General features: G+C 46.6%; 20 protein-coding genes. 7 read left to right on the forward strand and 13 right to left on the reverse strand.

Annotated elements, in window-relative coordinates; translation table 11 throughout:
* Positions 1-6 precede the first annotated feature (6 nt).
* The gene (locus V6669_RS20615) at positions 7-1,998 is read right to left on the reverse strand and encodes a sensor domain-containing diguanylate cyclase (protein ID WP_338587877.1); all 1,992 of its coding nucleotides are present in this window, start codon (positions 1,996-1,998) and stop codon (positions 7-9) included.
* A gap of 465 nt (positions 1,999-2,463) precedes the next feature.
* Here V6669_RS20615 and rpsD point away from each other — a divergent pair, with 465 nt between their 5' ends.
* The 3 genes from rpsD (at position 2,464) to V6669_RS20630 (ending at position 8,682) form a co-directional block, all read left to right on the forward strand.
* Positions 2,464-3,063 carry a 30S ribosomal protein S4 gene (gene rpsD, locus V6669_RS20620; protein ID WP_062835377.1) on the forward strand — a complete coding sequence of 200 codons (600 nt, stop codon included), beginning with the start codon at positions 2,464-2,466 and terminating at the stop codon, positions 3,061-3,063.
* A gap of 188 nt (positions 3,064-3,251) precedes the next feature.
* Positions 3,252-5,357, forward strand: a complete 2,106-nt coding sequence (locus V6669_RS20625) for a methyl-accepting chemotaxis protein (RefSeq protein ID WP_338587878.1) — start codon at positions 3,252-3,254, stop codon at positions 5,355-5,357.
* A gap of 229 nt (positions 5,358-5,586) precedes the next feature.
* The gene (locus tag V6669_RS20630; RefSeq protein ID WP_338587879.1) at positions 5,587-8,682 is read left to right on the forward strand and encodes a transglycosylase domain-containing protein; all 3,096 of its coding nucleotides are present in this window, start codon (positions 5,587-5,589) and stop codon (positions 8,680-8,682) included.
* Positions 8,683-8,921: 239 nt separating this feature from the next.
* On the opposite strand, the gene acsA is transcribed toward V6669_RS20630, so the two are convergent.
* Positions 8,922-10,646 carry an acetate--CoA ligase gene (gene acsA, locus V6669_RS20635; RefSeq protein ID WP_338587880.1) on the reverse strand — a complete coding sequence of 575 codons (1,725 nt, stop codon included), beginning with the start codon at positions 10,644-10,646 and terminating at the stop codon, positions 8,922-8,924.
* 455 nt (positions 10,647-11,101) lie between these two features.
* Between acsA and V6669_RS20640 the strand changes: the two genes are divergently transcribed.
* Positions 11,102-11,734: a GNAT family N-acetyltransferase gene (locus V6669_RS20640; protein WP_101313583.1), complete on the forward strand. Its 633-nt coding sequence runs from the start codon at positions 11,102-11,104 to the stop codon at positions 11,732-11,734.
* Positions 11,735-11,872: 138 nt separating this feature from the next.
* On the opposite strand, the gene V6669_RS20645 is transcribed toward V6669_RS20640, so the two are convergent.
* The 4 genes from V6669_RS20645 to V6669_RS20660 all read right to left on the reverse strand — a co-directional run bounded on the left by V6669_RS20645 (position 11,873) and on the right by V6669_RS20660 (position 14,678).
* Positions 11,873-12,568 (reverse strand): 5'-methylthioadenosine/adenosylhomocysteine nucleosidase, encoded by a 696-nt coding sequence (locus V6669_RS20645; protein ID WP_338587881.1) that lies wholly within the window; start codon positions 12,566-12,568, stop codon positions 11,873-11,875.
* 120 nt (positions 12,569-12,688) lie between these two features.
* Entirely contained in the window at positions 12,689-13,702 is a 1,014-nt protein-coding gene (gene ccpA, locus V6669_RS20650; RefSeq protein ID WP_062835383.1) for a catabolite control protein A, read from the reverse strand.
* 92 nt (positions 13,703-13,794) lie between these two features.
* Positions 13,795-14,142 carry a bacillithiol system redox-active protein YtxJ gene (ytxJ, locus tag V6669_RS20655; protein ID WP_338587882.1) on the reverse strand — a complete coding sequence of 116 codons (348 nt, stop codon included), beginning with the start codon at positions 14,140-14,142 and terminating at the stop codon, positions 13,795-13,797.
* A 122-nt stretch (positions 14,143-14,264) separates the two neighbouring features.
* Positions 14,265-14,678 (reverse strand): hypothetical protein, encoded by a 414-nt coding sequence (locus V6669_RS20660; protein WP_338587884.1) that lies wholly within the window; start codon positions 14,676-14,678, stop codon positions 14,265-14,267.
* A gap of 276 nt (positions 14,679-14,954) precedes the next feature.
* Here V6669_RS20660 and V6669_RS20665 point away from each other — a divergent pair, with 276 nt between their 5' ends.
* The gene (locus V6669_RS20665; protein WP_036674874.1) at positions 14,955-15,479 is read left to right on the forward strand and encodes a type 1 glutamine amidotransferase domain-containing protein; all 525 of its coding nucleotides are present in this window, start codon (positions 14,955-14,957) and stop codon (positions 15,477-15,479) included.
* Positions 15,480-15,599: 120 nt separating this feature from the next.
* Here the strand turns inward: V6669_RS20665 and ptsP are convergent, their stop codons facing one another.
* The 4 genes from ptsP to aroA form a co-directional block, all read right to left on the reverse strand.
* Entirely contained in the window at positions 15,600-17,360 is a 1,761-nt protein-coding gene (gene ptsP / locus V6669_RS20670; protein WP_036674873.1) for a phosphoenolpyruvate--protein phosphotransferase, read from the reverse strand.
* Positions 17,357-19,237 carry a glucose PTS transporter subunit IIA gene (locus V6669_RS20675; protein WP_036674872.1) on the reverse strand — a complete coding sequence of 627 codons (1,881 nt, stop codon included), beginning with the start codon at positions 19,235-19,237 and terminating at the stop codon, positions 17,357-17,359. The genes ptsP and V6669_RS20675 overlap by 4 nt, the downstream gene beginning before the upstream one ends.
* Before the next feature lie 197 nt (positions 19,238-19,434).
* Positions 19,435-19,869, reverse strand: coding sequence for a CoA-binding protein (locus V6669_RS20680; protein ID WP_017687409.1), 435 nt, complete (start codon positions 19,867-19,869; stop codon positions 19,435-19,437).
* Positions 19,870-19,928: 59 nt separating this feature from the next.
* Positions 19,929-21,224: a 3-phosphoshikimate 1-carboxyvinyltransferase gene (aroA, locus tag V6669_RS20685; RefSeq protein ID WP_047843705.1), complete on the reverse strand. Its 1,296-nt coding sequence runs from the start codon at positions 21,222-21,224 to the stop codon at positions 19,929-19,931.
* 105 nt (positions 21,225-21,329) lie between these two features.
* On the opposite strand from aroA, the gene V6669_RS20690 reads away from it, so the two are divergent.
* Complete coding sequence (locus V6669_RS20690; protein WP_017687407.1) at positions 21,330-21,635, forward strand: rhodanese-like domain-containing protein; 306 nt, start codon at positions 21,330-21,332, stop codon at positions 21,633-21,635.
* A gap of 136 nt (positions 21,636-21,771) precedes the next feature.
* On the opposite strand, the gene V6669_RS20695 is transcribed toward V6669_RS20690, so the two are convergent.
* Positions 21,772-22,281 (reverse strand): shikimate kinase, encoded by a 510-nt coding sequence (locus V6669_RS20695; RefSeq protein WP_338587888.1) that lies wholly within the window; start codon positions 22,279-22,281, stop codon positions 21,772-21,774.
* A gap of 592 nt (positions 22,282-22,873) precedes the next feature.
* Positions 22,874-24,283, reverse strand: a complete 1,410-nt coding sequence (gndA, locus tag V6669_RS20700) for an NADP-dependent phosphogluconate dehydrogenase (RefSeq protein WP_338587890.1) — start codon at positions 24,281-24,283, stop codon at positions 22,874-22,876.
* Positions 24,284-24,554: 271 nt separating this feature from the next.
* Here gndA and V6669_RS20705 point away from each other — a divergent pair, with 271 nt between their 5' ends.
* Positions 24,555-25,160, forward strand: a complete 606-nt coding sequence (locus V6669_RS20705) for a suppressor of fused domain protein (protein ID WP_338587891.1) — start codon at positions 24,555-24,557, stop codon at positions 25,158-25,160.
* Positions 25,161-25,236: 76 nt separating this feature from the next.
* On the opposite strand, the gene V6669_RS20710 is transcribed toward V6669_RS20705, so the two are convergent.
* On the reverse strand, positions 25,237-25,836 hold the full coding sequence (locus tag V6669_RS20710) for a hypothetical protein (protein WP_091028595.1): 600 nt from the start codon (positions 25,834-25,836) through the stop codon (positions 25,237-25,239).
* Positions 25,837-26,074 lie beyond the last annotated feature (238 nt).

Below are 26,074 nucleotides of genomic sequence, written 5' to 3' on the forward strand. Positions count from 1 at the left end.
TCTCTCTTAACGAGTTACATCCTGTTCCTCTACAACGATTCTGTTACGACCACCATTCTTGGCGCTGTACAAAGCCATATCAGCCCGATAAAACAAGGACTCTACACTGACCTTTTCATCCATCCAATTCCACTCTGCGATGCCACTGGATACCGTAACGGGCGGTCTCGTCTCTTCTGCGACTCTCTTTCGAATCACTTCCGCATAATCTAACGCTTGCCTTACACTCACCTGTGGCATATAGATCGCCAGTTCTTCTCCACCCCATCTGGCGCAGACATCCTCCGAGCGAACAGAGCTGGTGACGATCTCACTCACTTGCTTCAATACTTGATCCCCCGTCTGGTGTCCAAATGTATCATTCACCTGTTTGAACTGATCAATATCCACCACAATGAGGGAGCCACAGAATTCATGAGCCTGTCGCTCGTGAATCACACTATCCAGATAATGCCTCACGTACAGACCTGTCAACATATCCAGATTAGCCAAGCGCCGAACCTCGGCATGCAGCGTGGCATTTGACAGGGCAAGCCCGATATGAATGGATAACATCTGCAAAAGCCGATAGTTATCATATGAAAAGTAGTGCTCTCTACTGTGTCCAAGCAAAATGGCACCCTTCACTTCACCATTGACTCTGATCGGTGATGCAATCAGTGACATGGATCCCGTATCTTCCATGAAAAAGGAGGACACCTTATCAAATTGCGCATAATTGGCTATAATAAGCGGTTCCTCTGTTCGATACACCAAGCCTGCGATACCGTAGTCTACAGAAAAGGATTGGTGAAAAACATCTTTCACGTTAGAGGACATGACTTCGAAGTCATTGGTACTTTCATTGAGTTGAAGAATGCAACACGTTTCAGCCTGGAATATTTCCTTTAACTCTTGCTCGGATAGTTGATAAATCTCCGAAAGATGCAGGCTTTTGTTCAACCGCTGTGTAAGATCATTAATTAAACGAAGTTCCTGAATTAACATATTGGATTGTTCATGCAACTTGGCGTTCTCAAAGGCCGTTCCTGCAGTGTCTACCATCATCGTAATCAATTGCAAGTCCGATTCTTCCATAATCTCTTCATTCATTTCGATATGGAACACACCGTATATTCCTTGTTTGCCTTTCAGCGGAATCCCTACATCTACAATGCGGTTCTCTACATCATCTGAGCGAGCAACGATCAGCTTACCTTCCATAAATGAACGCACACAAATATCTTCTCCTCGCTCGTGAACAAGCAACGGTTTAATCCGTGGATCAGAGTTGCTCTGATCCTGAGACATATACAATTTGATATAAGTGGCCGGGTACAAGTAGTCCATACTGTCAAATACCTCATCCAATATGGCCTCGACATCCATTTTGTCATGCATTCGCTGAACAATCTGAAAGAGGATGGACCTCCGGTGTTCCTCACGGGCTGTTTGTTCATGAGCATGTAACAGGTCCGTCATAAATATGTATTCAAATCTTCGGTAAAAGCAGGTGCGATAATGCAATGCCTCAGATTGAACCACAGCTTCAGACGTTTCATATCCATTGGATTCATAGATCACAGCAGTGAATACGGCAAACATATCCTTGTTTGTTCTGGAAAATAAGGGATGTGTTATTATAAGATATTCTCCGTGTTCGCTTGTCCCTTTAAGAGACAGGACCTGTTTCTTATCCAAACATTCCAATACCAGCCTGCGTGCATTTACGCCCGGATTAGCTTCATGATCGCTATCGTATCCTATGCAATCGCCTTCCGTGTTCCACACGCTGTAAAAGGTTGATGTTCTGGCCAGCCTTGAACCCACTCTGGAGTTCCAGTCACTGTATGCCTGCTCTAGCAAGCTGCCCAAATATGAAAAATCAAAAGGTGTGATATCCATTTTTTGCATCCACAACACATGCTCTTCATGAGAACGAGGAGCGGCAAAAGATGCGGAATCGCCCGAACTTCGTGAATTCAAGCTGGCAGGTAAACTTCTTAGATGTTCTAACATGTCAGGCGCTCCTTTGCACCGTTTTTGCATCCACCAGGATGCATTAATCTGCAGACGTTATCGCAAACCTGCAATTTCGTTGCGATAACCTTGTTACATAAAGATGATTTAAAGTTAAGATACAATCTATTTTACTCTGTTTAAAGCTTTTTTGCATCCATATTTCAGAAAATTGTCCCATTATTTTAGGCCCAATGACCTATCGACAAATTTAGACGTTTTTTTGCTTTTATTCTACGCTTGACTTTGTTTATCTTAAACTGTAATATAAATTGTTGATGAAGACTACTAATGGGTCTTTAAATTTGGGCATTACCGGTTGTGTCACCCTCATTCTTTTTGTTGCTTTCAGGACAGCGGCTGAACTTTCCTGATCGTTCTATGCGAGGCCAAGCCCGCATCAACAAATTGGAGCGCAAACAGAGCCCTAATATGAACTTTAACTAAAAAGGAGCTACTTTAAACATGGCACGTTACACTGGTCCTAAATTTAAATTGAGCCGTCGCCTCGGCATTTCCCTTAGCGGAACAGGCAAAGAATTGAAACGTCCTTTCCCTCCAGGTCAGCACGGAGCTAACCAACGCAGAAAAATGAGCAACTACGGTATGCAATTGCAAGAAAAACAAAAATTGCGCCACATGTACGGTTTGGGCGAGAAGCAATTCCGCACACTGTTCTCTAAAGCTCAAAAAATGCAAGGTATTGCCGGTGAGAACTTCATGTTCTTGCTTGAGTGCCGCCTTGACAACCTCGTTTACCGCCTTGGGTTTGCTAACTCCCGCGCTGGAGCGCGTCAGTTGGTAGCACACGGTCACGTAACTGTAAACGGCAAAAAAGTCGATATCGCTTCTTACCAAGTAAGCACTGGCGATGTAATCGGCTTGCGTGAGAAGAGCCGCGCTCTTTCTTCCGTTAAAGAAGCTTTGGAAGGCCGTTCGCATCTTCCAGCATACGTTGAATACAACGAAGCAGCTGTAGAAGGTAAATTCATCCGCTTGCCTGAGCGTGCTGAATTGTCCCAAGACATCGATGAAAAACAAATCGTCGAGTTCTACAACCGTTAATCGTTGCAATCACATTAAAGTTTCAATCCAAACAGCTGTCGAGATTTTCTCGGCGGCTGTTTTTCTATGCTTTTTTTTAATTATCTTCATTATAGGAACGTAAATAACGATATAAAATATAGACTCCCTTCAGGAGAAGCACACATCCATATATACATCACAAGAATGACATCGAGGGGGATTAAAACATGCATTTTTTTCGCAATCGCAAGCTCGCTGTTAAGCTTGGACTTTTACTCGGTATCGTATTACTCTGTTGTATTGGAGCCCTGATTGCATTTAATACCAAATCCATTTACGACAAAAGCCTCCAGTACGGCGAAACCGTTGCTGGACAGGCAGCAAACCGGGCTACGAATGAGTTTATGACTGACATTAATCAGGTTAAAAACACGTTGGACACCATGAGTACCACGTTATTGGATGCTGCTCAGAACGGATCACTCAACCGTGAAGATATCGTCAGACTCCTTGAACAGTATCTGAAAAAGGACGAGAAAGTTTTTGGCTTTTATACGGGCTGGGAACCTGACGCCTTTGATGGAAACGATGCGGAGCACATCAACAAAAAAGAATATGATGATGCTACGGGTCGATTCGTTCCATACGTTATACGCGATGGCAACTCCCTGCATTTTGAGCCAATGCCTACTTATGAGGGAAGCGGTGAAACTAGTACTTACTATCAGCAACCTAAGAAAACCAAATCCATCTATTGGTCCGAACCTGTTACCTATACGGTTGGTGGAAAAGAAACACTGCTCGTTTCGATTGTCCTCCCCCTATTAGATGAAAACAATACTTTTCTGGGCATTGTTGGGGCCGACTTTACCATTGATCGTTTTCAGCAAAATATAGCATCACTTAATCCGGATCAGGGTTATGCCATGCTTATTACTAGCGAAGGACAGATCGCTGCACACGGCTCCAAACCGGAACTGGCTAATGAAGGAGCCGTAATTCCATCTGAAATGAAGACGATCATTCAGCGTATACAATCTGGTGAGTCTCAGTTTTACGCTACAGACCCTGAAGTAGGGGAAGAACTGTTTATTGCCGAGCCCGCCAGGTTACAAGGAACGGATTCAAACTGGTACCTTGTATCGGCGCTGCCAAAGAGCCACATCCTTCAACCGTTCTATGACAGCTTGAACTGGTCCATACTGATTGCCGGACTGGCAGTACTTCTGCTTGCAGGTGTGGTTACCTACACTATCGTCTCCATTGTAAGGCAGCTGAATCAAGTTAATATCGTCGCTGGACAGCTAGCTGGCGGAGATTTGACACAAAAGTTACCTGTACGATCCAAAGATGAATTTGGCGTCATGGCGGGTCATATGAATCAGATGATGGATACACTGCGACATACCATATCAGTTATATCCGAACATGCTTTATCTGTCGGCTCCACTTCTCAACAATTGACCGCAGGTGCCGAAGAAACAGGTAAAGCAGCCGAACTGATTGTATTAACAGGAGTAGAAGTTGCAGATAAAGCAGGTAAACAGGTGCAGGAGCTGCAAGAGTCCTCCCGTTCCATGAATGAAATATCTGAAGGGATCGGAAGAATTGCAAAGGCCGCCTCCGATGTATCGGATTCATCGCGAGCTGTGGCTGAGCGAACAACGGTTGGAACCGATAAGATTCAGTCCGCCATGCGTATGGTCGATAGTGCCACCTCTTCTGTGCAGACGTCCGTGACCGCACTGGAGAATTTCCGCCAACGTTCGGAAGAGATTGGCCATATTACAGGCATGATCACGGAAGTTAGCCGTCAAACCAATCTTCTTGCCCTTAACGCTTCCATTGAAGCATCACGAGCAGGTGAACACGGGCGTGGCTTTGGTGTTGTTGCTTCCGAGATCCGTAATCTGGCTGAACAATCCAGAACATCAGCAGCGCAGATTGCAGCGTTGATTCATAGCGTTCAGCAAGAGGTCCTTTCTCTCGTTGAAAATATGGAACAGGGGAATGCCGAGGTGAGTCATATAGCGGAAGTGATTAATGAAAGTGGTGAACTCTTCCTCTCCATTTCATCACAGATTACAGATGTGAATGAGCAGATTGAGCATGTCTCAGCCATTGCGCAGCAGATGTCAGCTGGATCACAGCAGGTTGATGCCACATTAGCGCAACTCAAAACCATTGGTCATGAGACAGCAGATCATGCAACTCGTGTTGCCTCTGCCTCTGAAGAACAACTCGCATCCATGGAAGAAATTACTGCGGCATCTGCCTCTCTCGCTAATCTTACCCAGGAACTATTGGAACTGATTCAACGCTTCAAAACCTAATGTAAAAGACCTCCAATACGACAAATCATTAAGGCCACCCCATGCACCTAAGCATGGAGGTGGCCTGCTTATTTTGGCTTACAACTCATGAAATGTGCTTCAATATCGCATGATATATAGCATAATGCATGGCAGAATGGCAAATTTCGACCATTACTTGTATTTCTCAGGCATGCAAACCCGCCTTTTTATGCTATAATAAGTGCTGTTAAAAGGAGGAAGACACTGAATGGTTGATGTTAATAAGAAAAAGCCCGATGAACAGCCTGTACGCAAACGCAGCTTTGCCCGCAGACTGGGAAGTTTCGTCAAATGGATGGTTGTCCTTGGATTTATGGGGGCACTATTTGTAGGCGGTGCTTTGATGGGATACGTCAGTTCCATTGTGAAAGACGAGCCTGTCCGTTCAAGGGCCCTGATTGAACAAAAAGTCAGCGAAAACTCCATCACAGGCTTTGCTTACTTTGCCGACGGCAGTCCGATCGGTCAATTACGTACGGAAGAAGACAGGCGTCCGGTCACTACGGACCAGATCCCACAGAAGGTTATTGATGCTGTCATTTCGATTGAAGACAATCATTTTTACGAACATAAAGGTGTAGACATGAGCGGAACACTACGTGCCGTGAAACAAAAAGTGCTGAAAGAATCAGTACAAACCGGCGGTAGTACACTGACTCAGCAATTGGCACGTCGTGTGTTTTTGAATCTGGATCGCACGGAAGATCGGAAAGTGAAAGAAATTTTGCTCTCACTCCGACTCGAACGTTTCCTGACCAAAGACGAGATCATGACTGCCTATCTGAACAAAGTTCCTTTTGGTAATGGTTCCAGCGGATACAACGTTTACGGAATCAAAGCGGCCGCCAAAGGATTGTTCAATATAAACGATCTGGAAAAAATCAACATCGCTCAAGCTGCTTATCTTGCTGGATTGCCACAACTCCCCTCCTCTTACTCCGCTTTTAACGGTAAAGGTGATTTTGTAGAGGAGAATTTTGACCGCGCAATCAACCGTCAGCATCTGGTACTGCGCCGTATGCTTGAACTGGGCAAAATCAATCAGTCCGAGTATGAGGAAGCTCTTGCTTTTGATATCAAAAGCTCGCTCGCTCCGAAGACCATCAAGGCTTACAACACTTATCCATATCTTATGATGGAAACGGAACGACAAGCTGCACAGATTTTGATGAAACAGTTGAATTCCGACACAGCTGAATCTACAGACAAAGCTACGGATGCAGACACACCTCAGAAGGAAAGCAGTGCATTATTAGAGGAAGCTCAGACGCAACTGCGGACAGGTGGATATCGTATATACACGACCATCAACAAAAGTATCTACAAAACGATGCGTACCATTGCGGAAGATGACAGCAATTTCTCAGCAGATGATCCTGTCAAAGGAAAAGAACAAACTGCTGCTATGCTGATTAATCACAAAACCGGTGCTATTCTAGGTATGATTGAGGGTCGGGATTTCCAGGACGAACAGATGAACTATGCAACACAGATGGTACGTCAGCCAGGTTCAACGATGAAACCTATTGCAGCTTATCTGCCAGCTCTGGATGAGGGTCTTGTCCAACCTGCTTCTATTATTGATGACTCACCGATCATTCTCAAGAATGGTCCGAGCGGCTACCACATTGCCAAGAATGCCAACAACCGGTATCAGGGACTAGTCACTGCCCGCAGAGCACTGAATTATTCTCTTAATATACCGGCTCTGAAGTTGTTTAATGAAGAAGTAGGGATCGAGAAGGCTTGGACCTTCGCCAAGAAACTGGGGATTACCACCATTCAGAAGGAAGATTATCAGGCTCAGACAGGTGTTCTCGGAGGTCTCCAATACGGTGTAACCGTTGAAGAATTAACCAGTGCCTATGGTGCGATCGCCAACAATGGTGTATATAACGATTCTTACATGATTAGCAAAATTGTAGATTCCAAAGGCAACATCGTTTATAAACACGATACTGAACCTGTCCAAGCCTTCTCGGAGCAAACAGCATACCTGATGACCGATATGCTGCGGACCGTTATTACAGAAGGAACGGCAGATAAAGTACGTGAAAATTACAAATATTCCAAGAGTGTGCCAATCGTAGGTAAAACGGGATCCACTCAAAACTACGCAGATGTCTGGTTTGAAGGTTATACACCAGATGTCACACTTGGCGTGTGGGTTGGATACAAACAGCCGGTGAATACGCTGGAAAGTAAATCACAGAGAAAACGTGCGCAGCAACTGTGGTCGAAAATCCTGAACGAAGTGATCGATACGCAAAAAGATCTGTTCGTCACGGATTCGTTCAAAAAACCATCTGGCATCGAAACGCGCACGGTGTCGGCATACAGCGGCAAGTTGCCAACATCCATGACTGACAAATTTGTTACGGATATTTTCAACAGCAAGTTTGTTCCGAAGGATAGCGATGACGGTGTAGCCAAAGCCAGGTACATTACTTACAATGGTGTAAACTATATTCCGCGTGACGGAACACCTTCAGACATGTTGAAGGAAAAAACAGTAATCAAGCGTAAAAAACCAATCTCGGATCTCATCAAAGAATTGCAAAATGCATTCTCACGTATGAGTCGACATGAGTCACTTGCTTATTATCTTCCTGAAGATGCTGATGCAGACATGCCGACACAGATTGATCCAAGGACAGATAACGGCAAAGCTCCTGATGCACCAGGCAACGTACGCATCTCAACCTCAGGTGACAGAGCAGTCATTACATTTAATGCCACACCTGAAAATGATGTCGTCGGTTATCGTCTGTACCGTTCTGTAAACGGTGGAGGATTCCAGAACCAGGGTCAAGTTGTCCTGACTGGTGAATCCAGATCATTCTCTGCATATGCAGCGCAAGGCGGTAACTTCGCCTTCTATGTAACGGCAGTGGATGTTGCAGGCAGAGAGTCTGCTCCTAGCGCTACAGTAAATAGTGCTGGTGTAGCTCCTCCTGTGAAAGAAGAGATTAATGAGCCGATTGAAGTTCCAGGTACAGTCATTACGCCAGGAGAAACGCAGACCGACAATACAACAACGACAGCCCCAGGCACACCTGGTCAAGTCAGCGTAACTGCTCTCTCTCAAGGACTGCGTATTCAATGGGCGTCCAGTCCAAACGCAGATAGTTATGCTGTATATTACAGTGAAACAGGCTCAGCTCCTTACACCAAAATTGGAACAACAGCAGGAAATACCATGGATTATGGAGTACCCGCATCTACCAGTGGATGGTTCAAGGTATCTGCCAGTAACAGTGCGGGTGAATCCGAACCTTCTACAGCAATACATTTTCAACCCTGATTCAGGCATAGCGTTCCAAAAAAAGCCGCATCCTCAGACTGTATCTGAGGGTGCGGCTTTTTATTTGTATTTACAGCAGCCAAAAAGCCTGCTTCATGCCATTGGCATAAAGCAGGCTTTTACAACCGATTTTAATGGGTAGAGTCACTGTATTTGGAATCGTAGAATATTAACTTCTTCCCCACGACTCAATGTATCGGTATCGATAGCGCCACATTAATGATCCTAGCACTGTCACGTTAGTCTTCAATGGTGGATAGATCTCCTGTTGGCAGATCAAGCTCCCAGGCTTTCAATACACGCCTCATGATCTTGCCAGAACGTGTCTTGGGCAGTTTATCCTTAAACTCAATCTCACGCGGAGCAGCGTGGGCAGACAGGCCCTCTTTGACAAAACGATAGATCTCTTCTTTCAGCTCCGGTGTCGCCTCATATCCTTCACGAAGCGCCACAAAGGCCTTGATGATCTCCCCACGTGTCACATCCGGCTTACCGATTACACCCGCCTCTGCTACCGCAGGATGCTCCACAAGCTTGCTCTCCACCTCAAAGGGGCCGATACGCTCGCCTGACGAATTAATCACATCATCAATACGTCCCTGGAACCAGAAATATCCTTCTTCATCCATATAAGCGGAGTCACCGGATACATACCAGCCCGTAAGCCTGAAATACTCCTCGTATTTCACAGGGTTATTCCAGATCTTCGCCATCATGGATGGCCAAGGTGCCCGTATGGCCAGATTACCCATACTGTACGGCGGCAATACCTGCCCGCGATCATCAATAATGGCTGCTTCGATGCCAGGCAACGGACGTCCCATGGAGCCTGGTTTGATCGGCATTCCGGGATAGTTACAGATCAGCTGTGCGCCTGTTTCCGTCATCCACCATGTATCATGAATTCGCTGACCATAGGCTTTCCATCCCCAACGAACAACCTCTGGATTGAGCGGTTCACCGACAGACATGACATGACGCAGACTGCTCAGATCAAACTGGGAGATGGTCTCTTCTCCCGCTCCCATCAGCATGCGGAAGGCCGTTGGTGCACTGTACCAGATCGTGACTTTGTTCTTCTGAATGGTGCTGTACCAATCTTGAGGGCTGAAACGACCGCCCCGTATCACATTGGTCACTCCGTTGAGCCATGGAGCAAAGATACCGTAAGAAGTCCCTGTCACCCAACCAGGGTCAGCAGTGCACCAGTACACATCATCCTCACGCAAATCCAGAACAACCTTACCCGTATAATAGTGCTGAATCATGGCATTTTGAACATGGTACACCCCTTTGGGTTTACCCGTAGATCCTGAGGTATAATGAATAAGCAAACCATCTTCACGATTCAACCACTCTACTTCCATTTCATCCGAAGCAGCAGACATCTCTGCATCAAAATCGATGAGTCCTTCTTCAGCCTGCACGCCCCCACCCACAATAAATATATGTTTGAGTTCGGGCAATTCGGAACGTTTGATACGTTTCAGTAATTCCGGAGTTGTGACGAGTGCTACTGCTCCGCTATCCTCCAACCGATCCTTCACTGCTGTTTCCATAAAAGCTTCGAACAAAGGGCCCGCGATGGCTCCAGCTTTCAATATGCCCAGGAGACTAAAATACAGCTCAGGACTTCGAGGCATAAAAATAAACACCCGTTCCCCTTTGGCTATGCCATATTTGCGGAGAACGTTCCCGAACCGACTCGACTGTTCACTCAGATCAGCGAAAGTATAGGCCTCTTCACGTGAAGCATCGCTATACAATAAAGCGGTTTTTCCGCCCCTTCCTTCCAGTACATGACGATCAATCGCTTCATGCGCCATGTTTACTTTTCCGCTGGCGTGCCACGTAAAGTGCCTTTCCACCGATTCCCAATCGAACCGGCTTCTCGCCTCCGTGTAATCGCCCAGATTAGATTCAGACACAACCGTTTGCAGCATCTCACCATGTGCTTGACTCATGCTTGCCAGCCTCCTTCAACTCGACATTTCGATTCCCGTTAGGGGTCATTTCTCATTGCCTTTGTGTTGACTGAACTTCCAGTTAGCGCTTACATTAGTAGAGAGAACTTCTCATCATGTACTTGCTCGGCCAAACAGATGTTAACTATACTGTATTGAATTGTGAACATTTTTTGTCTACGCAATTATAGCAAATCTTTTCAATTGTCGTCTATGGCTTTTCAATTTTTTGGATTTTTGCTATAAATATGTGTTCAAGATGATCGGTTTTCAGTACCGAGAAGATGGGATGAAGCTAGAAATGGAGTAGCGGAACGTAGGGAAAACTACGTGAGCAACGGACATTTCGGGTGAATGCCATATTCGATGCTGATGATGCCACTAGGCATCCTTCGTAATCAAAAGCGTTCTTTTTGGAACAACCTCTATAAGTAGGAGAGAGAGGAGCATGAACCATGGAACATATCAAAGAACATCACATGCGTTCCATCTTCAAGTCCGGCCACCGGATTACTGTTGAAGGCCCCGTGCAGGCCGAGGAGATAACCCGTCTTGCCTTCCATCCGGATCTGGATGCCTTTCGGCGCCCAACGGAGCAGCAGGAAGCTCTCGCAGAGATCGCTGCATTACCTGAAGGTCGAATTATCATTGCACATGAAAATGAAACGATTATCGGTTATGTAACCTTTCACTATGCGGATGATTGTGAACGCTGGTCCGAGGGCAACATGACTGATCTGATTGAGCTTGGGGCCATCGAGGTTGCGGACGACTATCGCTCACTTGGCATTGGACGTGAGATGTTGCTTACCGCTTTGGAAGATAAATACATGGAGAACTACATTATTTTCACCACAGAATATTATTGGCATTGGGATCTGAAGGGCAGCGGACTAAACGTATGGGATTATCGCAAAATGATGGAGAGGCTGATGGAAACGATCGACATGACCTGGTATGCAACAGACGACCCCGAAATCTGTTCACATCCTGCGAACTGTTTGATGGTGCGAATCGGAAGTCAGGTGCCCATCACATCGGAAGAACAGTTTGATCGTGTACGCTTTCGCCATCGCTTCATGTACTGATTCGATGATCTGCTCGAAAAAAAGATATACATAACAAAAACCGCCTCTCGCAGCGTTGCTCCATACTTCATGGAACAGCTAATCGAAAGGCGGTTTTTCATTGATTTTGGATGGATTTTGTAACTGAAGCTTATGCCATTACATATTTTCTAACATATGTTCCACAATACGGTGTGAACGCTGAGAAGATTCCACGGTAAATTCAGCAAAGTTAACATGCGCCGAACCATCTGCTTTATCTGACATCCCACGCAGGACAACAAATGGTACACGATTCATGTAACAGACCTGAGCAACTGCAGCCCCTTCCATCTCGGCACATGCACCGTCCATTTCGGTATATAACATATTAACCGTATCTTTATTCGCAATAAATTGGTCTCCCGATAACACTTTACCGATCAGGTAATTGGCTCCCTGCGCTTTACATGCTTCTTCAGCCAGTGTAATAAGCGAAGCCTCGGCAGGGAAGGCCGATGTCTCCTGGTAAGGAATAACCCCGCGTGCGAACCCCAGTGGCGTTACATCCATGTCGTGCTGAACACATACAGACGATATAACCATATCTCCGATGTTCAGATCGGGGTTAACTGCACCCGCAACACCTGTGAAGATAATACGATCAACTTGAAAACGATCAATCAAAATCTGCGTCGTAACTGCTGCATTGACTTTACCTACGCCGGATTTGCACACGACAATTTGCTTGCCCAGCCACTCGCCTGCAACGTATGTAATCCCAGTTTGTTTGACCGTCTCAAGCTGCTTCATGCCTGCCAGCAAAAGCTCGACTTCCTCATCCATCGCTCCGATAATTCCAATCGTTTCACGCATCTTCCGATACCTCCTGTTTTCACTTTTAACCTCATTCAGCACAAAAGCTCCGTCTCCGGAGCTTTCGCATATCCACTATGTAGAGAGAATGGCTTCTCCCTTTCCTGTATAAAATCCCGATTAAACTACATCCGCGTGACTTACAGACAGACGAAGAATCGTTTCATGCGGCAAAATAACCCGTGGGTTTTCCACATTTTCCTTTTTCATCAACTTGGTCAGCAAACGCATCGCTACTGCGCCAAGGTCGTACATTGGCTGAGCCACTGTTGTCAACTGAGGACGCACCATGGAAGCCATACGGATGTTATCCACACTAATAATGGAGAAATCATCCGGTACTTTCAGGCCTTCATCCTGGATACTGTGAATGGCACCAATCGCCATTTCATCTGTTGCAGCAAAGATCGCCGACGGCTTCTTCTTCAGTCCGAGGAAATATTTCATCGCTTCCACACCGGATTCATAACGATAGTTACCGATACGTACCAGATCCTCCTGGTATTCCATGCCTGCTGCTTCCAGTGCTTTCTTGTAACCTTGGAAACGTGCATATCCATTCGCAGGATCTTGCAGCGTACCACTGATCATCGCAATTTCCTTGTGTCCATGACGAATCAGGGTGTTTACCGCGTCAAACGCAGCCGCCTCATGGTCAATATCCACCGAAGGGAATGTACCCTTCTCATCACTCGTTGCACAGAGTACGATCGGCACAGCCGCAGACTGGAACGCCTGAATGTGTTCGTCCGTTACTGTTCCGCCCATGAAGAGCAGTCCGTCTACTTGCTTTTCGAGCAACGTGTTAATAACACGAATTTCTTTTTCTTTCTTCTTGTCTGCATTACACAAAATAATATTATAGTGATACATATTCGCAATATCTTCAATTCCGCGGGCAATCTCCGCGAAGGTTGAGTTCGAAATATCTGGAATAACGACCCCGACCGTGGTTGTCTTCTTGCTTGCCAGACCTCTGGCTACCGCATTCGGACGATATCCCAACCGTTCGATGGCTTCATATACTTTTTTCCGCGTTTGCGGTTTGACATTAGGGTTATTATTAACTACCCGTGATACCGTTGCCATAGACACTCCAGCTTCACGTGCCACATCATAAATGGTTACCGTCACAGTACTTCTCTCCATTACCAGTAAATTTTCATACCATTTTCATTAAGATTTATATTACGACAAATTTTTGCATTAATCAATTAAAATAGGCTTTAGGACTCACTCAAAACATTCGTAAGTGTGGTTCTAGTAATATCTGAATGGGAAGTATGCCATACAGGAATTCCCTTTTTGATCAGGATCGCCTGTGGAGATTCGTGCTTAACACCCAGCTTATCTGCTGCTTCATTGGATACCGGGCGATCTTCCACAACATAGATGATGCCATATTTCACTTGTTCATTGGCATTGTTAAGCAAATAATCGTTCATCTCCTGATAAGCGTTCGAGCTGATCGGACAGCGCGTGCTATGCTTAAACAGAAGCAAGGGTTGATCCTTGGTAGCCTCCAATGCGGAGTTTAGCTGTTCAATACTTGTCATTTTAGTCATGTCAGCCATTAGATATACATCCCCCTTTACCAGGAATACCGCTATGTTGAGCGTTTTCACTCTTCGATATCTTAACAAAAAGTGCGCGAAAAAGCCAATTTTCATGAAAACAAGCATTTTACACGTCAAAATTAGACAGCATTTGAGAAGTATTCCTGCCACACAAATCCGGATAATTGACTTAATCTGCGCTCCGTGGTCTCAATCCACGCTGTATCACCAGACTTCGTTGCGTAACCCATAATGTCCAGCAGCAGATTGATACGCTCCTCCACTGCTTGCTGCATTCGATATTCCATCTCCCGATCGGTCGCATCCGGCCAGGCCAGCAGTAGCTCATGAAACAGATCTGCCAGTTCATTACGTTCACCAAAAGATACGTCTTGCTTCACGGGTTGTTCACCCAAAGTGCTTATGCATTCTGTTAAGTCCGGCTTGACCGGCGGAAGCACTTCGTATGATACACAGTCTGTACACGCAAATACGGGTACGTTTCGAATCTCCACTTTTTTGGCGTATACCACTGTTCTTAATTCCAACTCCATTACATGTCCACATCTGCACGACTTGCGCACAACCATCACCTCATTCGTTCTATACTCTATATAAGTACCATTCGACCTATTTCGGCTCAAATCCTGCTATAAACGAAAGGTTGCACAAATTACCACTCCCTCCAGATGAAGGTTGTCGAATGCAGGCAGTTACTCACTTGTAATCGCTTCCTCCAAACTGAATATGCACTTCCATGAAGTCCCTTGGAGAATCTGTTACAATTAAAGACGCAACAGACCTAATCACCGCAAAAAGGAGAGATGGACATGAGATTAACCGGTAAAAAAGTCATCGCTCTGGTCGATGAAGAATTCGAGGATTTAGAATTGTGGTACCCTGTACATCGGGTTCGTGAAGAAGGTGCAGAAGTGCATCTTGCTGGAGAGAAAAAAGGAAAAACCTATATTGGCAAATACGGTGTGCCTGCTGAAGCCGAATACAGTTTTGATGAACTCGACAGTTCAGATTACGATGGCATTCTCGTGCCAGGCGGCTGGGCGCCAGACAAGCTGCGTCGTTATCCCAAAGTACTGGAGCTTGTGAAGGAAATGAATGCAGACCGGAAACCGATTGGACAGATCTGTCATGCGGGCTGGGTGCTGATTTCTGCCAAAATTCTGGACGGGGTTACAGTTACCTCTACACCAGGCATTCGGGATGACATGGAAAATGCAGGTGCGATCTGGAAAGATGAAGCCGTTGTTGTTGATGGACATATCATCTCAGCACGTCGTCCGCCTGACCTTCCACCTTATGGCAAGGCATTCTGTGATGCACTCGCTGACAAGTAAAAATAACCCCATTGTGCTCTCATGCACAGTGGGGTTATTTTATATAACAAGTTTTTCAATCAATAATTATCACAAATGTAAATATATTAACTTAAAGGTATTTATATCCAGTTTCCCTAATCACGATGCGTTCGAACCACTTTGTTCATCCGGACTTCCCGTGGAGTCATTAAAAACTTGCAGTCGCTCCTCAATATCTCCGCTGGTCCGTAAGGCGAAGCACTTTCGTGCTTCTTCTTTGGCGGTCGATGCTGTTGTGTTCAGCACTCTGTGCTTCACACGTAACAGGGATTGTGGAGACATGCTCAAGTGGCGAATGCCAAGCTCCAACCAAAGCGGAATGGCACGTTCGTCCCCTGCCATCTCTCCGCACACACTGACATCAATTCCAGCCGTATGAGCCGCATCTGCTGTTGCACGAAGCATCCTCAGAACAGCTGGATGATAGGGGTGATACATATGAGCGATCTGCTCATTCATTCGATCTACTGCCAGTACATATTGAACCAGGTCGTTCGTACCAATACTGAAGAAATCAGCTTCCTCTGCGAGCAGATCAGCAATCATCACCGCTGCAGGAACTTCGATCATAATTCCCACCTGAATGTGAGGGTCGTATGATAATCCCCGCTCGTCCAGATCAGACATCGCCTCACGGAGAATCTCATTGGCCTGCTGAAGTTCTTCCACCGAAGAGATCATAGGGTACATAATTTTGACATTTCCGGCCGCACTGGCACGCAAGATGGCTGTAAGCTGTGTTTTGAACAGATCCTTGCGGTCCAGACTAATCCGAATAGCACGATACCCCAGAAACGGATTGTCTTCCTCCGGCAATTCAAAGTAATCGAGTTGCTTGTCACCACCGATATCCAGTGTACGAATAACAACGGATTGTCCTGCTGTTTTCTCTGCCACAAGACGGTACACCTCATACTGTTCTTGCTCACCAGGGAAAGTAGCACGGTCCATATACAAAAACTCTGTTCGGAACAAGCCCACACCTTTGGCTCCTTGTTTCAAAGCAAGGTCCAATTCCTTCACCGAACTGATATTGGAAGCCAAGTGCAGAACGGCCCCATCTTTGGTTACAGCATCCACGGTAGCAAGGACTTGAAGTTGTTCCTTTTTCTTCAGTTGTTTGCTGCGAAGCATGGTATACCGTTCAATCGTCTTGCGATCCGGGTCCGTAAATACTAAGCCATTGTCACCATCCACCACAAGCATATCCCCTGTCTCTACCGGCATGCCAAGACTCGCTTCCAGACCGGAAACGAGAGGAATGCCAAGGGCACGAGCCATAATCGCAGAATGTGATGTTTTCCCGCCAATCAAGGTTACAATGCCCAGTACATGGGTGGGATTCAGATGCGCCAGTTGAGATGGCGACAGTTCTTTGGCGACGAGTACATACGGCTGGGTATCGGAAGGAAGTGTAATCTCCGGTGCACCGAGCAAATGCTTGAGCAGACGGTTACCCACATCCTTGATGTCAATAGCCCGCTCCTTCATATACTCGTCTTCCAGCAAGTCAAACATCGTGACAAAATGGTCTATGGCTTCTTTGACCGCCACTTCTGCTGCCTTATATTGACGCTCAATAATACCGCGAATTTCGTTCATGAATACCGGATCTTCCAGGATTGCCAGATGTGCATCAAAGATACTGGACTCCTCTGGACCAACAACTTCCTTGAACTCATTTTTGATATATTCGATCTCATCCTTTGATGTCCGTATGCCCTCATACAGCCGTTCGAACTCTTGGGCAAGATCCACCGAATCCATCTTCTGATCCGGCAGATCCCATTCCCAACTGGGCAGGACAAATGCTTTGCCGATGGCTATGCCTGCAGCTCCGTTGATGCCTTGTATCTTCATTCTACCCCTCCAACGTTCCTGTCATAGAGCACCACGGACATAACGGATGCCTGACCTTTCTTAACTTGCTTAAATGGAGCAAAACTCCATGATTTTACACGATCCGGATTCGTAATTACCATTGGTGTTGTTAGTGACGCCGCTTGCTCGCGGAGTACTGCCAGATCAAACTTGATCAACAACTGCCCTGGCTCCACCGTATCGCCCTCCTGAACAAAAGCTTCAAAATGGCCTTTCAACTGAGAGGTATCGATGCCGATATGCAGTAACACTTCAAGCCCCTCACGGGTAGAAATACCCAAGGCATGCATGGTCGGGTACAAGTGCATAATCGTTCCGTACACGGGTGAGACCAGCTCTCCCTTTTCCGGAACAAAGGCTACACCATCACCGACAAGTTTGGCTGCAAAGATCTGATCCGGCACCTCTTCAATCGGGAGCATTTTGCCCTGAACGGGGGCACAGAACAGCACCTGTTGCAGATCTCTTTCCAGCAGCTTCGCGATTTCTTCCCGAATCAATTCCGAGTAGGTCCCGAATACCACCTGTACGTTACCGCCACCCAGCTTGATCAGTCCAGCGGACCCCATACTCTTCATGGCACCCGTGTCGATCAGGCGGTCATCATGCACAGTCAGGCGAAGACGTGTAATACAAGCTTCAACCTGTACAATGTTACTCTTCCCACCCAATGCTTCGAGGATTAAAGGTGCCTGATAAGGAATGTTACCTACCCAATCTTCCAGCATAGAGCCCTCTTCACGTCCTGGTGTTGGAATCTTGAACGTACGAATCGCCCATCGAAACAGGAAGTAGTAAACCAGCCCATATAGTATGCCAATCGGAATGAGCTTCCAAGCATTCTCCGATAGATGGAAATTGAGTATGTAATCAATAATACCAGCGGAGTAAGAAAATCCATGCCGGATATCAAGCCAGTAACTAATCCACATGGCAACGCCGGACATCACTGCATGAACGATGAACAGATAAGGTGCTGCGAACAAAAAAGCAAACTCAATCTGTTCCGATACCCCGGTTAGAAAACAAACGAGTGCCGATGTCAGAAAAGTTTTCTTGATTTTTGGTTTCAGATCTTCCCTGGCTTCCTGAATAATAGCAAAGGCTATTGCTGGAATGGCAAACATCATGATGGGAAACAAACCTGCCATAAAGAATCCTGCTGTTGGATCACCTGCAAAAAATCGGGGCAAATCCCCTTGCACAATGTTACCATCAGGCGTTTCAAACGTCCCTAACTGGAACCAAAACACATTGTTAAGCAGGTGATGAAGCCCAAAAGCAACCAGCACCCTGTATAACACTCCGTAGATGAACAGTCCAAAACCCCCGAGACTGTATTCCCAGGTAGCAATGCCGTTCAATCCATGCTGTAGGATCGGAGCGAGCCATAACATAAAACAGGAGAACAATGCCGAACAGAGTCCGACGATGAGCAAAACAAACCTTGAACCTCCAAAAAATTGTAAAATTTCAGGCAGTTTAATGCTTTTAAACCGATTATGCATCCCACCGGCAAGCGCGCCGAGTATGATTCCGATTAAGGAAGCGGGCTGAACGGTGCCATCCCCAAAGTTCCGAGTTACCTGATCATATATCACGATACCAGCCAGAGCAGCAAGTCCCGCTTGTCCGGCCTGGTTGGAGAGTCCCAGTGCTACACCGACAGCGAACAAATACGGTAAGAAATAAAAAATACCGTGTCCAGCCACGGTAGACACTTCACCGACAATATCCAATCCCCAGGCGTCCCAAGGCAGACTGCCAACACTGAGCAAAATTGCGGCGGCGGGCAGGACCATTGTAGGCAGCATTACCGCTCGTCCGAGCTGCTGCAAGGATCCGAGCCAATTCATGGCGACCTCTCCTTTCTATCCTAGATGGTAAGCTTTACGCAACGTTTTGTCAAAGCAAAACAGTAACCAATTGGTAATTAATAACGGCAAAAATAGAACAGAAAAAATCCCGTCAACTTCAAGTTAACGGGATTCATCCTATAATCATTCAATTGGTTCAGATCAGGAGATCATTCGATCACAGGTGAACGAGCCTCTCAGCCGCGTCCAGCGCCGCGCAGAACGATGGAATCCTCTACCTTGATACAACGATTCGTTACCGCTGTCATGCCGTTCTCTGCAGCAATCTGGACCGCTTCATCACTATGGATCCCAAGCTGCAGCCACAGCACATTGGCTTTGATGGCAGCGGCGTCACGAGCGACATCCGCGCAAAACTCTTCGCGACGAAACACATTGACAATGTCTACCGGCTCTGGAATATCCGCGAGTGTGGCATAGACCGTCTCTCCAAGGATTTCACCTTGCACCTGTGGATTAACCGGGATGATGCGATAACCTCTGCTCTGCATGGCTTCAGCCACCATATAGGAAGTACGATCTGATTTGTCTGATAAGCCGACGACTGCGATGTTGCCTGCCTTGCGCAAAAGTTGTCCAATTTCTTCACGAGTAGGGTTGTTAAATTCCATGTTCAAGCACCATCCTTTTCTGATTAAAGTGCGTGTTCAAAAGACTGAATTTCAGTTATTTACTCTTTTACCCATTGAACCGAGGCGCCAAGCGCCTGCAAATGATCGAAATATTGCGGATAAGACTTGGCTACATGGTGTGCATCCCGAATACGAAGCGGCTCCTTGGAACGCAGACCAACGACAGTCAGTGCCATAATTACGCGATGATCGTAGTGAGCGTTAATCTCAACGCCGCCTTCAACGCCTTCTGGACGTCCGTGTACGATAATCTCAGCTTGACGCTCTTCAACGTTCGCTCCTGCCTTCCGCAGTTCGTTCAAGTAGTCGGTGATTCGGTCACATTCCTTGTAACGCAGGTTCTCTACATTATAGAACCGTGACGTGCCTTCCGCAAACACAGCTGCGGCTACCATAGCCAAAACGGCGTCCGTCGCGGCATCCCCGTCGAATTCGATCGCTTTCAGTCTGCCATTACCTTGAACGTGTACAACATCGTTCTCATGTGTCAAGGGCACTTCCATCATGCGCAGCACGTCAACGATGGCACGTTCACCCTGTTTGCTCTGTTCCATCAGGCGCAGAATTTTCACATCAGACTGTGTAACCGCTGCGGCGGCAAGAACGGCTGCCGAGCCCGGGTAGTCCCCTTGAACCGTGTAGGTCGTTGGCTGGTAAGCCTGTCCACCTGGTACACGGAAGGACATGTAATCATCACTTGCATGGATAACGATGCCTGCCTGCTCCAGCACTTCCAGCGTCTGTCCGATAACAACCTTGGACTTCAGGTCATTCAGTACTTCGATGGTGCTGTCTTCTGCAAGCAACGGCGTAACAAACAACAATGCACTCAGATATTGGGAGCTGACGGAGCCGGATACACGAATGTGTCCACCCTTGGCATTGCCACCCTTAATTGTAATCGGCAGGCGTCCTTGTTCGTGTTGTACATCTACACCCAATTGGCCAAGCGCATCGATCAGGTCATCATGAGGGCGTTTGCCTAGCGAATCAGGGTACGTGTTCACAAATGTAACGTCAGGGCAGAGCGCTGTAACGCCCATCAGGAAACGAAGTACAGCACCCGCATTCCCAACATTCAATTCACGCACATCACGGGGATGACTGCCAAAGCCCTGGATCACAATCTTGCTGTCGTCTTCTTCAAGTACTGCCCCCAGATCACGAATACATCTGCGCATGGCGTCACTGTCTTCACTGTGTGCCGGGAAATGAATGGTACTTGTGCCTTCTGCCAGCGCAGCAGCCAGCAAATAGCGGGTAGTGTAGTTTTTAGAGGACAGAGCCCCGATTTCCCCGTTCAGCGTGGGGGTTGGTTTAACAATAACGTCCATGGATGAAATTCTCCTTCATTGATTATATTGTGGCCAAATTGACATTCCGTGCATCGCTTGGGTATCATTATAGCGTTAAGTCCATACAGAAAAGAGGACCTGAATATGACACAAATAGCTGAAATTGAAACGTCTGAGCTGCGCCGCCGTTTACAGGCGGGAGAGAAGCTGCAGATGATAGACGTCCGCGAGGACGATGAAGTCGCGCAAGGCATGATCGAAGGAGCCAAGCATATTCCGCTTGGACAGATTCCAGACCGACTGTCTGAGATTGAGAAATCAGGCGAGATCGTGATCATCTGTCGTAGCGGTTACCGCAGTGAGCGTGCATGTGAATATCTGCAGCAACTGGGATATGAAGGCTGTACAAACATGGTCGGCGGTATGCTTCAGTGGCAACAGGAAGACTAGAGAAACCCGGAGAGAAGCGAAGTCATTTGTAACCTTGTGACCTCAGCTTTGCTCCACTCCTAGAAACGGGCCTATATGGCCCGTTTTGTTATATCTGCCACCACCTATCAACCATCAAACTTCGATGATAACAAGCTTAGACGCGGTAATGCGCTAAAATTAAACGAGTCACTTCAGCAGCGGATAACTCGGTTGTATCCACCGTATAATGTGCGAACCGGTATGCGTCTTTCCGTTCTTCCAAAATTGCCTGAATGCGTTCCTCTGCATTGCCTGCGAGGAGCGGACGATTGTCACAGCCACTAACACGCTCTACAATCACTGCAGGATCAGCAGTCAAGGCAACAACCCAACCATTCTTCAACATCACGTCACAATTATCCGAACGCAGCACCACGCCACCTCCGGTCGCTATGACCTGTGACTTCTTCTCCAGCACCGAGCACAACATGCGGCTCTCGGCATCACGGAAATACGTCTCTCCCTTGCCAGTGAACAGTTCCGGAATCGTACAGCCTTCCTCTTTTTCCACCGCGGCATCTACATCAATCAATCGATAACCAAGCTCGCGTGCAAGCATGTCAGCGACGGTTGATTTGCCGGTTCCCATCATACCAATGAGAATAATATTGTTAGACTTGCTCAAGGTGTACACTCCTTTAATTCAAGCAATTCGTGAGCACTTTTGTCCTATCATAACACAGCCCTGCGGACTGGGAAAGACCATCTCCTTCACCGACTTCCTTTCGACCATCCGCAACCTTCCAAGACAGATTAAGTAACTCCCGGCATCTAATCCTACGTCAGATCACCCTCAAGCAGTTTTGAGCCCCCATACGTCTCAATCAGTAACCAACCAACAACCTAACGAACTCCAATGAGCTTATTTAAGTAAAATAGGCGCAGTTAAACTTCTAACGAATCTCAGTAAGCTTATTTCAAAAAATCACTGTCAAAACACCGAAATTTCGCTGCAAATTATCGAAATAGGGCCTTCTGAGTTCGTTAAAAAATAGAACCGACTCATTTTGCCAAAATAGCGTGTCTCATGTTCATTAGGTCTAGAATCAGCTACATATCTTCTACATCAACACTATTACTGTATAACAAAGTAAAAAAAGAGGCCTGGCGTTAACCGGCAATCACCGGAACGCCAAACCTCTTTTGAACCTATTAGCAGGCCAAACCTCCTGCTTAAGGGCACTTTGACCAAATCTAATAGACTTGTATATGTGGTACTACTCCATCCAGTTGTGGTGGAAGCTGCCTTCTTTGTCCACACGTTTGAACGTGTGAGCACCGAAGTAGTCACGTTGAGCTTGCAGCAAGTTTGCTGGCAAACGCTCTGTACGGTAGCTGTCGTAGTAAGAAAGAGCGCTGGAGAAGCCAGGTACCGGAATACCTTGTTTTACAGCAGCCGCTATAACTTCACGCCATGCACCTTGATAAGACTCAACGATGTTTTGGAAGTAAGGATCCAAGAGCAAGTTTTTCAGAGCTGCATCCTTATCATAAGCTTCTTTGATGTTTTGCAGGAATTGCGAACGAATGATACAGCCGCCACGGAAGATCATGGCAATGTTACCGTATTTCAGATCCCAGCCATACTCGTCGGAAGCTGCACGCATTTGTGCAAATCCTTGTGCGTAGGATACGATTTTACTTGCAAAGAGGGCTTTACGCACGCTCTCGATGAACGCTTTTTTGTCACCGGAGAACGCTTCAGTTGCTGGTCCATTCAGGATTTTGCTAGCTGCTACACGCTCGTCCTTCATGGCAGACAGGAAACGGGAGAATACGGATTCCGTAATCATGGACAATGGAACTCCGAGATCCAGCGCGCTTTGGCTTGTCCATTTACCTGTTCCTTTTTGTCCAGCCGCGTCCAGAATCACGTCAACCATTGGTTTGCCTGTTTCCGGATCGTATTTGGAGAAGATATCTGCAGTGATTTCGATCAGGTAGCTATCCAACTCTCCTTGATTCCATTCCGTAAAGATCGCATGCAGCTCTTCAACAGAAACGTTTAATACGGATTTGAGCAAGTGGTACGCTTCACCAATCAACTGCATATCTCCGTACTCGATACCGTTATGCACCATTTTCACATAGTGTCCGGCACCATCAGGTCCAATATATGTACAACATGGATCGTCACCGACTTTGGCCGAGATCGCCGTCAGGATCGGTTCAACCAGTTTATAAGCACTTTCCTGTCCACCTGGCATGATGGAAGGGCCTTTCAGTGCGCCTTCTTCACCACCGGATACACCTGTACCGATGAAGCGAATGCCTTTGTCTTCCAACTCTTTGCTGCGACGTTGCGTGTCAGGGAAGTATGCGTTTCCTCCATCGATGATGATGTCGCCTTCATCCAGGTGAGGAAGCAGTTGTTCAATGGTAGCGTCGGTCGCTTTGCCGGCTTGTACCATGATCAAAATTTTGCGCGGGGATTCCAGGGATGCTACGAACTCTTCAATGGAGAATGAGCCTGTCAGGTTTTTACCTTCAGCTTCTTTCAGAAGATCATTGGTTTTCTCCGGGGAACGGTTATATACCGATACTGAGAAACCTTTGCTTTCAATGTTAAGGGCCAAATTTTTGCCCATGACAGCCAGGCCAATTACGCCAATTTGTTGTTTTGTCATCTGGTCCTCCATCCTTTGCTCCAATTAATTTTATTGAAATAAATTCTCAACAATACTCCCATTTTAACGGTTTTATGTATAGAAGTGAACCCCGTGGCACAGCTACGCAACGAGAAAACACCCCAATCTGCTGAGGTGTTCATCGTATTTTCATAAATAGAACCGTGAAGATAATACATCATGCCAGAGTAATCCAATTAAACCAATATTGTATTGTACAATGTTATAATTATATCCAATGAAATTCGAACAAAAAGGAGGAGTGTACATAATGGCCTTAGAGCAGCTCTCAAAAGAGGAACGGTTTTCCCTGGATATTCGAAGAACATTTCTTCTGGGGGCGTATATGAATGAATGGGGGGTGCCAGAGCTCAGGATCATTCTTTCGAAGCCAGAAAGAAACATTCATGTAGAAATCTATTATTTTCCTGCCACAATTCAATCTGGCATCGCAAGATTCGTGACGGTTGGGTTGTCTCAGGCAATGCGGCCCTCAGGAGAGCTTGTAGCTGCTGAATGGATGCTTGCGCTGCAACCGGATCTTGGCGGTGAAGAGGTCGAGCGTGTCAACACCTACCTGGTCGATCTGATCTCCCATCACATCGAAAATGTGCCGGATTCAACGGTTCCCCGTGTGATGGAATCAAGCGAATTAGCACCAGCCCGATGGAATGCGACTGCCTTTCTCATTGATGAATTGCGGGGAGAAAAAGAATCCCTCGAACAGATTCATGTGGGTCATGAAACGATAGCATTACTGTGGGCAGTACCCATCACTTCTTTTGAAGCCAACCTATTGCTCACCAAAGGATTGGATGAATTTGATGCCTGGATTGAAAGCTCGCAATATTCCATCATCAACCCCTGTCGTCCGTGATGCCCGTTAGGCACAAAAATAGAGCCCTGGCTTCCGCCGGGGCTTTGGTATAGATGACTTTCAAAAGAAATATTCATCAACCTTCCAGCATTAACAGATGTCCAGACAACTGTTTCAATGCTTCGCGGCAGGCATTTGCCTTTTCCGTATTATTCAGCTGAACAGCCGTATACAGGCGCTCCAGTTCATCGTCCACTTCCATGCGTAACAACATGAGTCGCTCTTCGCCTTCGCGCGAGAGGAACATTTCTTCCATCTCTTCCGCCGTCGGCGCAGGTTCCTTTTGAAAAATGACACGCTGCTTGAACCCAGACACTTCCACGAGACGAATCACTTCACCGAATAAAATGTTCTCCACGGTCATCTGCTGATCCTTGAACCGCTTCACAACCGCATGCCCGCGTGTATCTCCAATCAGCTTCTCCAGCCACTCTGCAAGTTTTGCATCCTTAATGATATAATCTCCAGTCATCTTGTAGTTCCCTGTGCGTGTCTGTTGAAAGCGGAGCTTTACCAGCTTGCGGCCGGTCCGGACTGACAGGATAAAAAAGGATTCGTCCTCGCTCCAATATAGTGAATATCCCTCACGAATAAGGTCTCTGATCAAATTTTGGATATGCCGACGGTTGAACCGCAGCTCCAGATTGCAATATTCAACTTCATAACTCTTATTCACGGCACTCCCTCCATCTGTACCGGATCAACTCCGGCCCTCGTCTTCAATCGCTTCTACTCAATCGGCTTACCCTATTTTATACTTCATTTTATGTAAGGGTACTTGGTTATTTGACTATTTTTCACCGAAAGGACCGCCGGATTGCAGCTTTCCGCAGACGCACAGGGGCAAGCCCCCGATTATCGTGATATAACGGACGCGAAAAAGGGAGCTCCACAACCAAGACGGTTGGTGGAAC

The organism is Paenibacillus sp. Y5S-9 (assembly GCF_036894235.1).
Taxonomy (GTDB): Bacteria; Bacillota; Bacilli; order Paenibacillales; family Paenibacillaceae; genus Paenibacillus.